This is a genomic window from Peribacillus butanolivorans (assembly GCF_001273755.1).
Classification (GTDB): Bacteria; Bacillota; Bacilli; order Bacillales; family DSM-1321; genus Peribacillus; species Peribacillus butanolivorans.
Genome location: NZ_LGYA01000001.1, coordinates 289,244 through 302,864 on the forward strand (window position 1 = coordinate 289,244; position 13,621 = coordinate 302,864).

At 37.5% G+C, this 13,621-nt stretch carries 9 protein-coding genes; 5 read left to right on the forward strand and 4 right to left on the reverse strand.

The window, feature by feature from the left end; all coding sequences use genetic code 11:
- Positions 1-60: 60 nt before the first annotated feature.
- Positions 61-600: a GDYXXLXY domain-containing protein gene (locus tag AKG34_RS01360; protein ID WP_053344450.1), complete on the reverse strand. Its 540-nt coding sequence runs from the start codon at positions 598-600 to the stop codon at positions 61-63.
- A complete protein-coding gene (locus tag AKG34_RS01365) occupies positions 590-1,651 on the reverse strand; it encodes a DUF2157 domain-containing protein (RefSeq protein ID WP_053344451.1) in 1,062 nt (353 codons plus the stop codon). The genes AKG34_RS01360 and AKG34_RS01365 overlap by 11 nt, the downstream gene beginning before the upstream one ends.
- Before the next feature lie 323 nt (positions 1,652-1,974).
- Here AKG34_RS01365 and AKG34_RS01370 point away from each other — a divergent pair, with 323 nt between their 5' ends.
- From AKG34_RS01370 to AKG34_RS01380, 3 genes are read left to right on the forward strand one after another with little or no spacing between them, the layout of a single operon-like run.
- The gene (locus tag AKG34_RS01370) at positions 1,975-2,295 is read left to right on the forward strand and encodes a PadR family transcriptional regulator (RefSeq protein WP_053344452.1); all 321 of its coding nucleotides are present in this window, start codon (positions 1,975-1,977) and stop codon (positions 2,293-2,295) included.
- Positions 2,292-2,846, forward strand: a complete 555-nt coding sequence (locus AKG34_RS01375; protein WP_053344453.1) for a DUF1700 domain-containing protein — start codon at positions 2,292-2,294, stop codon at positions 2,844-2,846. The genes AKG34_RS01370 and AKG34_RS01375 overlap by 4 nt, the downstream gene beginning before the upstream one ends.
- Positions 2,839-3,633 carry a DUF4097 family beta strand repeat-containing protein gene (locus tag AKG34_RS01380; protein ID WP_053344454.1) on the forward strand — a complete coding sequence of 265 codons (795 nt, stop codon included), beginning with the start codon at positions 2,839-2,841 and terminating at the stop codon, positions 3,631-3,633. The genes AKG34_RS01375 and AKG34_RS01380 overlap by 8 nt, the downstream gene beginning before the upstream one ends.
- Before the next feature lie 47 nt (positions 3,634-3,680).
- Here the strand turns inward: AKG34_RS01380 and AKG34_RS01385 are convergent, their stop codons facing one another.
- On the reverse strand, positions 3,681-4,652 hold the full coding sequence (locus AKG34_RS01385) for a bile acid:sodium symporter family protein (RefSeq protein WP_053344455.1): 972 nt from the start codon (positions 4,650-4,652) through the stop codon (positions 3,681-3,683).
- 914 nt (positions 4,653-5,566) lie between these two features.
- Entirely contained in the window at positions 5,567-6,937 is a 1,371-nt protein-coding gene (locus AKG34_RS01395) for a hypothetical protein (protein WP_053344457.1), read from the reverse strand.
- A 467-nt stretch (positions 6,938-7,404) separates the two neighbouring features.
- Here AKG34_RS01395 and AKG34_RS01400 point away from each other — a divergent pair, with 467 nt between their 5' ends.
- Positions 7,405-8,601: an MFS transporter gene (locus AKG34_RS01400; protein WP_053344458.1), complete on the forward strand. Its 1,197-nt coding sequence runs from the start codon at positions 7,405-7,407 to the stop codon at positions 8,599-8,601.
- 203 nt (positions 8,602-8,804) lie between these two features.
- Positions 8,805-13,490: a hypothetical protein gene (locus AKG34_RS01405; RefSeq protein ID WP_053344459.1), complete on the forward strand. Its 4,686-nt coding sequence runs from the start codon at positions 8,805-8,807 to the stop codon at positions 13,488-13,490.
- The last annotated feature ends 131 nt before the right edge of the window (positions 13,491-13,621 follow it).

Below are 13,621 nucleotides of genomic sequence, written 5' to 3' on the forward strand. Positions count from 1 at the left end.
CAAAAAAGAGCATCGAAAATCTGATGCTCTTTTTGCTAGTCTCGGATAGTTGAAAAACACTTACTCAATGATAATATCTGTTAATACAACATTACCATTTCTAACCTTTACTATAGCAACTGAAGGTTTAGCCAAAGCGTCTGTTTCCATTTCCTTAGCCTTTTCTTCGGATGCATAATAATTGTCTAGGCCGTATCTAATCTGAACAGTTGTAGCTCTTTTTAAGTCATAAGGAATTTCTAATTCTCCTTTTAGATAAACACCTTTGCTGGGTTTTTCTTTCGTTACTAAATCGACTTTATATAGACCATCATTGCTTTGTTTTAGTATTACATATACCTTTTTATAATCACCCATATTTCTTGTTTTAAACTCAGAAATAACAGAGTCATCAAGTTGTGAAGGCTTAACGGTCTCTATTTCGTAATTCAGAGCCACATAGCTACCCCGGAACAGGTCCGTCGGGTCGACTGGAGCGGTTTTGATTTTGATTTCCTCTCCGGTCATGGTAGTCCAGACGGGAGGAATCGCCAAGACTAAAAGAATCAAGATTGGAATGGAAAATACGATGAGCGGTCGGAAGAATAGATTATTCTTCATTGAAATCGCCTCCTTTTTTCCGTTGGTTTTCAAAGAAGAAGCCAAAACCAATAAGCATGATGCCGCCGATTATGAATGTAAGCGATTTTGGCAGGAAGTCAAAGGAATCAATATAGTATCTGAAAATCAGTGCACATATTATCACAATGCTGGTTAAACTGCCCTTTAGAATGAGGTAAAGAAGGAAAATAAAATAAGCTATAGGGAACCATATCGAAAATTCAAAGGTAAGGAAGAGTGCGGTGATTCCATGTAAGATATGCCCTTGTATGTGGGTGGTGCTTTGTAATTTAGATGGAAATGGAAGATACGCCAATATGATTCCCAATACAAACAGAATGGAAAGGACGATCGTATTCGACTGTTTAACATCTAACTTCGGTACAAATTCCATTAGAAATAAGGCGATTGTATTGATGGCTAATGCGTTAATAAAAAAGCCCAAGGCCTTAGGATAATCGAATTTTTTTAATAGAATATATAAAAAAGGTATAAATACAAGAATGGCAAGTGGGTAAGACGTTTCATCAAGGAATATACTTCCGTTAATATAAATGAAAAGCAGAAAGGAAGTAAAAAGAAGGATGAAGACGTCTTTTAAATAGTAACCAATGAATACTGTTCCAATGGCCCATAATAAAAAGGAACTGTTGAAATTGATGCTGATGTTAAACATCTGCTCAACTAGAAATATGCCTGCTCCGAATATCAAAATTCCAACATAATGTAAACTCCGGGCTGTTTTGGGAAAGCGTTTCTGCCACTTAACACCAGCGAAGTTTACTCCAATTAGACACGCAATTATTATTAGGAATTTAACTCCCTTATTTAAATATATCCAGTTACTGGCGACGAAGGTTAATACCCCAAGACCTAAAAGAAGCGCCCCGATGGATAATAAAATAGTAATGAAACTTAAATTATCCTTCACATCATAGGAACCTAGCATCTTTTCTTTTTCTTGCTCAGAGATAACTCCTCCTGTTTCAAGATACTTAAGTTCGTGTTCAAGAAAATCAAACTGCTTTTTCGTTATTTCTTTTTTTGCCAAAGTAGTTCCTCCTTCCATATATTTCTATTATATAACTTATTCTCCGTTAGCTATTAATATATGTTTAATTTTCTCTTACCCTCTTTTGATAACACTTAACAGAATAACAATAAATTGCATTCCTGATTGGTTAAGCAGCAGTCTGCTCAAAGCATAATTAAAATAAGATAAGAACAAGGAAGAGGGTGAGCGTTAAAATATTTTTACAGTACCTTGCAATAAACAGTAGCATGTGGTAAATTATTTACATAAGATGTATTATTCGTTGTTTGGTACTGGTTAATGAATAGTACCGAAACATTCAAGAAAGGAGTGATGGTGCATTGAATGTACAATTTAAAAAAGGTGTCTTGGAACTGTGTGTCCTTGTGTTGTTGGATAAGCAAGACCGTTACGGCTATGAACTTGTTCAGAAGATTTCAGATCAAATCGAGATATCGGAAGGTTCGGTTTATCCACTGTTACGAAGATTAACCAAGGAAGAGTATTTTACGACATATTTGCAAGAATCAACAGAAGGGCCGCCGCGTAAGTATTATAAGTTAACCGAGAAAGGCCGAGAATACCTTCACGAATTGCTGACAGAATGGAACGAGTTTTCTAATGGAGTCAATCAATTAATCAAGGAAGGTGCGGGCAAATGAATAAAGAACAATTTTTGAAACAATTGAATGCCTCATTAGTAAGGCTTTCGCAAGAGGAACGGCAGGATATTTTACAAGATTACGAAGAGTATTTCGCGGTTGGGATGGAAAAAGGAAAAACGGAGCAGGAAATTTCAGCATCCCTTGGAAATCCGAATCAAATTTCCAAGGAACTAACGGCATCTTACCGTCTTGATCAAGTCGAGCAAACGACTTCTGCTGGAAATGTCATGCGAGCTGTTTGGGCAGTTATTGGTTTAGGTTTTTTTAATTTAGTAATTGTATTAGGACCTTTTATTGCGCTGGTAGGGGTTGTTATTGCAGGATGGGCATCAGCGGTAGGCTTTATTCTTGCCCCGTTTGGCGTACTTATTAATCTAATTATAGGCAACTTTCAATTATTTGATTTGTTCTTCGCATTGGGTCTTTGCGGAATTGGAATTTTCATTGCCATGGGGATGTTTGTCGCTACAAGTGCTTTAACTAAAGGGTTTATTCGTTATTTGAAATTTAATGTTTCCCTTGTGAAAGGTGGTTTGAAACATGATTAATATCAAAAAATTATCGATTATTGCACTTGTTCTGTTATTGGTTGGTGTAGTAGGCAGTTTGTTTACATTTTCGCAAGTGACGGATAAGGAATCCACTACAGAGAAAAAATCGATTACAGATGAGGTAACGGACATTCAGGTTATTTCTGACAATGCAGCTGTTGAAATTATCCCAACGACAGGTACGGAGACTAGTGTAGAGTTAGTATCAAAAGGTGTGGATGTTTCTAAGCTGAATTTTTCTGCAGATGTGGAAGGAAAGAAGCTTGCGATCACATTAAAAGATAAACGTTCCTTTAGCTTTGGGTTTCAAATTCAATCATTACATTTAAAAGTGTATGTGCCTGAGAAATCTTATAAGTCGTTTGTCGTTAAAAGTGATAATGGAAAAGTACAAATGGCTGAATTGGACATAAAGAGTCTGAACGTGGAATCACAAAATGGCCGAGTTGAATTAAAAGATATAATATCTGAAAAAGTTGAAGTGAAATCTGCTAACGGAAGAGTAGATCTTAATAATGTAGAGGGAAATCTGATAGGTTCCTCGAATAACGGCAAAATCTCCCTTGTCACAAAAGACTTGGATCGGAATATTCAATTGGAAAGTGACAATGGCAAAATTATGATTAAAACAGATAAGGAGCCGACCAATACAACCTTTGATGTTCATGTTGATAATGGGAAAATCGATATTCTCAATAAATATGAGGGGAATGTTGTCATTGGTAAAGGTGAAAACATGGTTAAATTAGAAACAAATAATGGGAAAATTGAGATAACAAAATAGCAACAAAGCGAGAAAAAAGCCGGTTCCGTTGGAATCGGCTTTTTCAGTTAAGCAGCCATTTTATTTTCTTGAACTGGCTTAGGCTTATGATAATACCTGTTTAAGAATGAACCATACACGGAAGCGAGTATTTGTTGGAAAAGAGTACCGAGAATGACAGGAACAGCAACGGCGGCAGGGAAATAAGCAACGGCAAGAGCAGCTCCTGCAGCGATATTTCTCATACCTCCTGTATAGGTGACGGTAATAATCTCTTCTTTTTCCCACTTCAGGAATTTTCCGACCATCCAGGATAATAGATAACCAGAAAAGGCAATAAAGAAGACCATAATAGCCATTTTGATTAATTTTGCATCGATATGACTTAAATATGGAGCAACTTTCGCGCTGTTTAAGGTCACACATATACCAAGTGCTATTTTAGAAAAGGGAGCTAAACGCGGTCCAAGCATCGGTTTTATTTTTCCCTTGGTAATCTGATTCAGCACCATCCCAATCAGTGAAGGAATGACAACCATGCCGATTAACCCTTTCATGATTGCCATGGTATCCATTTCAACCGATGTTCCGCTGAAGAAAGCAACGCTATACGGCACAATAATCGGTGACAAGAGCGTATCGATTAAGACAATCGTCAAAGTGAGCAGGGTGTTCCCTTTGTAAATGGATACCCAAAGCAAACTGGTAACACCAGTTGGAATCACAACACCTAGAACTAAACCAGTTATGGTCAGATTGTCTCCAGGAAACACCAGGTGTCCAAGTAGCCAGGCCCAAATTGGCATGGCAATATGCAGGATAAGAAGAACCACAATTACCGGTAAGGGATTGGAAGCGATACGCTTCAATGAACTGAAATTCGATCCTAAACTTCCGGAAAATGTAATAAGTGCAAAAATCCAAGGAACGAGGAATATATAGGAATCTAAATAACTGGCAAGCAATACGCCGACCACTACACCAGTTGGCGTGATAAAAGGCATAGCCTTTTCAAGAAAATGATTTAACTTCTGTAACAACGAATTTCACTCCTAGCCAAATACGTATGATGATAAAGGCAAGCTGCTTCGTACTATCATGTTTGTAAAATCCCTGTGAAAGTCCCAGTAAAAGAAGTTTCACATTATCATCTGTAGCTCAGGTGGAGAAGAACAAACGAAATTTTTAATAATAATAGAAGGTGCTGATAGTCTTTTCGTTTTTCATTTTATCATAGCGGGGGTAATTTGCTATGGTGCGGTTTTGATATTGTGGAATCAAATTGCCACAGTTTTTTGTTTATTATGGGTAATAAATCCATTAGAGTCGAAAACTCTTGTATACTTGGAATGGATATACATTTTAAGCAGGAGCTTTATTTTTTCGTTTCTTCTATACGGTCAGGCATTCCATATGCTTTTGTAATTCGTGAAACCATGGAATAGCTTCTTGTTTCTTAAGTATCTTCATTATTCTCCTTTTTTTATGAAAGTAGAAATCATAAACTTTATTTTGAAAAGATGATCTTCTTTATGGGGAAAAGGGGGTCCTACATTCATCCCCTTAATCATAACCATTCTTAGTTCCTTTGTTAGTAAAGTGATTTAGACCCTTTCTTTAGACCCTTTAATAACTTTTTTGCCGAAAGCCTTGGTATGACTGATTCGAATAGAATCTATCAGGGGAAAGAAGAGCATCATTTAGTTATCCACAGCATGTTAGGCACTATTCACAGTATAAAGAGTTCAATGCACACCCGGATGAAGGGTGTCTACAGTCAGGGAAAAGCTAATTCACAGAACAACTTCAAAATTATCAGTCCTCAAAATCAGAAAAAGGGAGGGAGGCAGCTACATAAGGGAATAGGTATTGGAGTGGAATGGAGAAAGGAATATTTATGCATGACAAAAAACACTCGCCCAAAAGCCAGTGTTTCTGTTAGCCATATTTTATCCTAATTTTTCATATGATCTTTTTGGATAGCAAAATAGGATCGTATAGCTTCTTTTTTCTGTTTCAATACATCTAGGACGGATTCGTTATTATTTACATTTTGGTACATCGTAATATGTTTCTCAAGTTGTTCGTATGTATGCTTTTTAAGTGAGTTGAGGTAATCGGAAATAGACTGATCCTTTTTTAGAATTCGCTTTTTTCCACGTATAGACTTTCGATCAGTATCTTCTGTACCTACTATGACAGAATTCGCGCGTGAGATCACCCAATCTTCGCACCATATGCTTAGTGTTCTATGAATCTTAGACGCCTTGTCATGCTTCACACGGATCACTTCAATATGCTCATTCACTTCTATATAATCCACATTTCTCGCTAAAGATCCCTCCGAAATTCCGCGGTGCAAGTGTTCTCGCTCCATTAAGTTTTTAATACAGGCAGCCTGGTGTGCATACGTGGCCAATTGTTCCAGTGCTTCATTATAAACGATTGTACTAAAATAAGCGGAAGCCTGTTTTGGATCGGCTAATAAATGCTTTTTGCTAGACAGGACTTTACCGAATTTTTTAAGTGAAGTGCTATACACAAATCGAGCCAGTTTTAACAAATCATCTTTTATAGGTCCATGTGCAGCTTTAAGAAACGAACGGTAGATATATTTTCCGACCCGTTCTAGCTCCATACAGACTTTATCTTCTATATATTCAAGGCATCCCGCTTCATAAATTGTTTTCCGTACCAACATCCTCTCCGTACGATTTTCAAGATAATCCTTCAACATTCCTTCTTTGAAAGAAGCTAAAATGATTTCTTTCCGTGTGAAAACGGAGCTGGCAATAGTGAAGGTTACCATGTCGCCTAATGTTTGGTTAACCGTTTCCATGGCATCAAGTACATCCTGTCTTTTGAAAAGGGAACATTCTGAATGGACAATTTCATCGTAGTGCAGCGAGACTTCTTCAGATTTATTGACAGACATATTGAATGCTGCCATGAGCACGAGTCTCTTGGAGGGCAGGGATAGGCTTCGGAAGGCATTACTATAGAAGAAACGGTATTTTTTACAGTATCGGTCCTTTTTACTGTTGAAGCTGAGACTGCCTGTCGGCCCGAGATTGAATTTATATTTTGTTATCTCCTGTTGAATGGGAAGGAAGATTTTTCGGCCGCAGCCAACTTGTGGGGATGAAAATTTCTTGATGATCTTTTTCAGATATTTTTCAGTCGTTCCAATTCCTTTAGCCATTTTGTGGAGGGGACTCTGAATCACACCATCCCAATCCATATGAAGGAGGGAATATAAACATGTGTCGAACTCCTTGGAGGATACATGGCGAACTAAATATCGGTAGGTTTCTTCATAAATCATTGTTTTCGGCTCCTTTTTTTCACAAGTCAAAGGCTATTTTGCTTTCACAGTCTATATAAACTTTTAAAAGGAAAAAGTAGCATGTCTTTAAAAATAAAATGGAGGCAAAGAAAACGATACCTAAAATGAATTTAGTGAATGTAGATATTATGGAAGCTTAACAATTGGAAAGGCAGCTGCAGCCAGTAAAGAAATAGTAAGTGCGCATACAGATGGGCAACATACCATATGCTTCTTAGGGGATAGAATAAATGCTAATGTAAAAACATTCATTACCCATAAATTATGAGGTTTTTGTGTATGTACATATCATTCTTTTATGTTCATGAAGATTAGAAAACTTGGTCCAGTTCCAAGCTGGGCTTATCATTTTGAATTATATTTAGGTACACGAAATAAATTATTCGCTTATTGTATCTTTTTTTAGTAAACTGGCAATAACTATTAGGATTAGAAGGTGAAGGAAAATGAGGGAAACCTTAGTGGGTGAGCAGGTAAGAGGTTCTGATAAAATATGGACACGTGACTTTATCATGATTTGTTTGGCAAATCTGTGTATTTTCATGGGTTTCCAAATGACGATGCCGACCATCCCGCTGTTTGTTGAGCAGCTTGGAGGGGACGATCGCCTAGTAGGGGCTGTCCTAGGGATTTTTACATTTTCCGCTCTGCTTGTTCGGCCAATTGCCGGAAAATTATTGGAAACGAAAGGAAGACGTATTGTTTTTCTTATCGGGTTAGCCATTTTCGCTATATCCGTGGGTTCCTTCGGTTTTATGGGGAGCATCGGATTGTTATTTTTAATGCGGATTGTACAGGGAGTCGGCTGGGGTTTTTCTTCAACAGCTTCAGGCACCATCGCCTCTGACATAATTCCGGCCAAACGCCGTGGCGAAGGGATGGGGTATTACGGATTATCGGGCAATCTAGCACTCGCATTCGGTCCATCACTGGGGCTTTTGCTAGTTACAGTCCTTCCATTTCAAGAGCTGTTTCTGATTTGTTCTTTGTTAGGATTGTTTGCTGTAATGATGGGATCGATGATTCGATATCAAAAAGTGGAAATAAATCCGTTAACTGCTGTGGCTGCAAAGAGGTTTGATATTTATGAGAAAAGTGCCCTGCAGCCATCTCTGCTTATTTTCTTTATTTCCGTTACATTTGGTGGAATCGCAACTTTCCTGCCACTTTATACAGCTGAAAAAGGTGTGAGTGGAATTCAGTGGTACTTCTTGCTTTATGCAATGGCTCTCATGGTCACGAGATTATTCTCTGGCCGATTATATGACAGAAGAGGCCACCGGGCAATCTTTGTGCCATCAACAGTGCTCATCATGACAGGTATGCTCCTGTTAGCTTGGATGCCAAGTGAAGCGGTACTATATATAGCTGCGGTGCTTTATGGATTTGGATTCGGTTCAGTTCAGCCGGCCTTGCAGGCATGGTCGATTGAAAAAACAGCACCCAATCGTAAAGCGATGGCAAATGCCACTTATTTCTCATTTTTCGACCTTGGAGTTGGTATAGGAGCTATTGTTTTCGGACAGATTGGTTACCTTTTCGGCTATCGGAGTATCTATATCACAGCAGCTGTCTCGATTTTCATTTCGATTATAGTTTATATTTGGATTGTTAGAAGTGAGGGTAAGTTAAAAATAGTATAGAAATTTTGGATGACTCCATTGAGGGGTTATCTTTTTTTTTGTAGTAAAGTTTGCCCGATTGAATGGAAATGGTTTTTGGTAGATTTAAGGGGTTATCCGACGTGGATACTAAATATATAAAAAATGGAAAAACTTTGTTATTATCTAAAAGAGATTATACATACGATAATATAAGGTCTAAGTGAAGGAAGGGGAATCTTTGGATGGATGATTCTTCAAATGAAGAAATGACGTTAGAAAGAAGGAAGCAGATTTTCCAAGAAGAGCTTGAAGTTTTATGGGAAAGGCGGCTCATCCCAAAAACAGAATATATACGGATTAGCAGGGCGTATGATCGGCATTTTCAAAGAGCCCTTTATAAACAAAAACAATTAGATAATGAAAAAAAGCAAGCTAGTCCCAAAGCAGAGACAATATTGAAAAGTGAGGCAGCTGAGAAGAAGGTTCAAGATAACCTCGTTAAAGATGAAGAATCACATCAAGAAGGAGTACAAGGGATACCTATATTTGACGAATCAATAATGAATGATAAGAAGGTTTCGGATGTCCCTAACGAACCAGTTATAGTAGAAAGACCTGAACTGGTCATCGCGAGCATCCCTGAAAGGAAACCTGCTAATCAACAGCGGGTAATCAAGCAGGAGAAGCCTGTTCAGCCAATAAAGCCAAAGAGAACACCCGAGCAAATCCGGGAACGGAATATCTCTGTCGTCCTGCTCACGGGGGTAATTTTACTTCTATTTGGAGGTTTAATTTTGGCAACCTCATCATGGGGTAATTTGAATGCGGTTCTGAAGGTGTTTTTCATAGGAATGGTATCCGTCGTTTTCGCGGGAATGGCCTTTATCGCCTGGAAGCTGAAAATTAAGCAGACGGCTTTTGCTTTCCTGACGCTTGCAGGATTATTTATTCCAATTACGATTTTATCAGCTTCATATTATCAGATATTTGGAGAGTACTTATCGCTTAATGGTGAAGGGCGGGCTCTACTTGGTTTTCTTGGAGGATTACTTTGCTTTGGCATATATTTCAAGATTGCTGATTACTTTAAGTCGAAAATATTCATTATCATATCCATATTAACGTTTGCTGTTACCTGTTACTTCGGTTTTGCTTTTGCGACTTCAACGATTGAGTGGATGTTTTTGACGGTTAGTGTCCTTAATCTATTGCTTTTATGGAATGTTGAACAGTTGAAAAATAGGAAAAAATTAGTGTTATTCAAACCGTTCATTTTTCAATTCATCCTGTTTAAAATCATTGTGGAAACCTTTGTTATTTTGACATTATTTTCAAGTAACCTGGTTTATTCGATATCATTGATTGTCATTTCTGTTTTGTTTTTAATTTTTGCAGTCAAATTTCAAAAGAAATATTATGAAATTGCTTTTAGTGCTATCTTCACTTACGGATATATCCATTTTGTTTATAATTCATTTTTCAATGAATTCATGGTCAGTGCTTTTGCACTTGTGCCAATCATTTTTATGGCGCTATCGACTTATATGGCTAAAGCAAAGGAGCCTAAGTTATCCAAGAACTTTATGTTTACCAGTTTGATTGAGAGTGGAATCGTTTTTTTATATATAAACGCGATGGTTTATCAGGAAAACTATGCGCAAATTTTTGTTGCGCTTATGATACTATCTGCTCAGTTTGTCTATGTTTCACTTCAATCGAAAAATACGAGCTTCACTTATCCAGCTGTTGTTGTTTTTAATTTAGCATTTGTATATCTTTGCTTTGCTTTTCAATTCTCGTTTACTACTGTTTTAAATCTAATATTCGTGCTTCAGGTTTTCAAGTATATTGGGCTGTATTTATATAATCGCCACCCAAGCTACAGCCTATTTAAGCAAAGTGTCTTATTTATCTCTCCAATGATAATGGTGGGGGTATTAACTAGTAAATTGATTGATATGGATTGGCTTGCTGTTAGTGCAGCTCTCGTCCTGATTTCTGGACTTTTCTTTATTACCTATGTAAAAGATGATACAAAATCTATGATGGAGACAGCCGTATATGGATTTCCGATTTCTTTCGTATTAGCGTTGGTTGCCTTCTATCCATATTTGTTGGAAGGTAGCGTTTGGGTCAGTTCAAATATCACTGTCAGCCTTTATTCAATGGGGACAGCACTGATTTCAATCGGAGCGGCCTACGCTTTAAAGAGTAGATTTCCAATATTCTTTCCTGTCTTTATCTATAGTGGACAGATTCTTTCCTTCCTTGCTTTTATACTGATTCCATACAGTGAGTTGAATCCAATGGGTGTAACGGGTTTAATTACTATGGCGACTGCAATAAACGTATGGTCTGTTCATGTACACCGGAAACATATATTCTGGCTGCCCGTCATTATTACAAGTGCCAGCCTATATGGTTCACTTTACGATGTTTTTGATTTTAACCAGGTGATATTTAAGATTGGTTTCGCGTTGTTTGGTCCTTTTATCTTTTTCATTGTAGGAGAATGGCTTGGGAAATATTCAAAAAATGGGAGACTATACTTTCTTTACTCCAGCCATCTTGCAAATTTAGTGGCAATACCTGTTGGATGTTTACTCATTGTCCATACGAATAGCTCGCCGTTTCTATATGTTACGCAACTATTGATATATATCTTAAGTGCCTTGCGTACGAAAGTGAAATGGGGAAAATACGTCTTTACCTACCTTGGGTTTTCAGTACTTTTCTTACAAGTGCTTCTGTTTTTATCCAACGTGGAACAAATAAAATTGGTTACTTCGATTTGCTTGATGATTACAGCAGGAATCATTACCATTCTATGGGCAGTATCTAATAAGAACTGGAAAGATATCATGGAATATTACCTCATTCCATTCATTCATTTGGCGGTCAGTGTTTCGATATTTGAAACGGCAATCCGTGATGTCCCACTAAATCGGGAGATCATTTGGGTGGGGTTTGTGACTGTACAGATTGTGTTTTCCTGGTATCTGATTATGAGAAGGAATTGGCAGAACTTTGTTGTGGTTCCTCTTAGCCTCGCTTTCATTTTCTATGCGATGTTTGTAAATAGTTTACCTCTGGTTATGGGGATAGTTGTACTGTTTGCATGTGCAGCTGTGATGGTATTTGCTAGCCAGCGCTATTTTAAAGGGCTAATTAAACAAGAAGGTAAAATGAGGTTCATTGATTATTATAGGGTATACGGCTTGTTATTTTTGATTTATATGAATGTGAAAGTTTTAATGACTGAAACAGGTTATGAAATCCTAGGAATTTTCGTTTCACTATTGTTGCCGAGCTACTTTATCCTGATGAGAGGCTTCACAATTCATGCGAAGGAAAGAAACATCTATTCAGGTATAGCGACTGTCGTCAGCCTATATCCGTTTATGAACATCCAAGATTACGCGCATAGACTCCCGATTTTTACGAGTATGGCTGTTCTTTTCGTCTGTATGATAGGGATGTTGTTGCTAAGTAGACGCTATTCCAAAGGACTAATCAAGAAGAACGGATCAGGCACCACAATTGATCCTTTTAGGATTTACGGTTTGTTATTTTTGATTGATATGAATGTGGAAGTGTTTACGAATGAAACAAAATATCAGGTGCTTCAAGTCTTAGTATCGCTCTTGATAACGGGCTACTTCATATTACTGAGAAGCTTTACTGGCGAACTAAATGAACGGAAAATCTATTCCAATATTGCAGCAATCGTCAGTCTGTATCCTTTCTTAAGCATTATGAACTATGTTCACACCCTATCGATTGTATTAGGATTGATTGTTCTTTTCATCTGTATGTTAGGAATGGTAATGCTAAGCCGTCGCTATTTCAAAGTATTAATTAAGAAAGAAGAAACAGGCGCAACGATTGATGCTTTCCGGATTTATGGTCTTTTATTTTTGCTGGCCATGAATAGAGAAGTACTAGTGAATGAAACGACATATCAGTTACTGCAAGTCTTTGTATCACTCTTGATAACGGGCTACTTCATCCTGATGAAAAGCTTTACAAGTAATGTGAAGGAAAGAGATATCTATGTATGGCTTGCTGGAATTCTAAGTTTGTATCCGTATTGGATCATCATTAAGTATGCAGACACGTTAGCTCTTCCGATTGGCATCACGGTCCTTTTCGGATGTACGACCATAATGGTGATACTAAGCAAGAGATATTTTAAAGGGATACTAACGAAAAGCGAAATTGGCCTTAGTATGGATTTTTACCGGGTATATGGGCTGCTGTTTCTTTTTGCAATGAATATAGAGGTTCTGATGAGTGGATCAGTACATTTCATTCTAGAAGTTTTCGTAGCACTTCTGATTCCGGCCTATTTCATCTTGATGAGAAGCACGACGACTGATCGAATGGAAAGAAAAATCTATTTGGCTGCCGCTATATTGCTTAGTTTGTATCCGTATTGGGTCATCGTCAATCAATTTTCGATTCCTGCTGTCCTCGAGGTAGAGACCGAGATTCTGCCACTGTTTATTGTCAGTACTATATTATTGAGAAAAATCTTTGTTAAATGGAAAACTACGCAATATATCGAGATTGGAATTGTCTTTCTCTTGTTTTTAGTCTTGATAGGTGATGCAATGGCAAGCAATACCTTAAATGATGCACTTATTATCGGAACGATTTCATTATCAGCATTGCTCTTTGGATTCATGATGAAATACAAATCGTATTTCATAGTAGGGACAGGGACAATTTTATTCAATATTTATATGAATACGAATTCGATGTGGAGTGAGATGCCATGGTGGCTGTATTTGATCATCGGCGGAGGGGTGCTTATCGGAATTGCTTCCTTTTTTGAATGGAAAAAACAAAAAGACAATAGGACATCGAAGGAAGTTCTTGAGAAAAATAAACAAAGAATTAAAAATTGGTTCAATCGATGGAATTAATAGAGCTTAACTAAACTAAGGCAGTAGCCAAAGGCTTTTGCTTGAAGGAGTAAGAAATGAAATTTTCAGTATGATTCAGTTAAAGTGCCTCCTTTAGTAAAGGGGGCACTTTAACATTGGTGCATCTATTA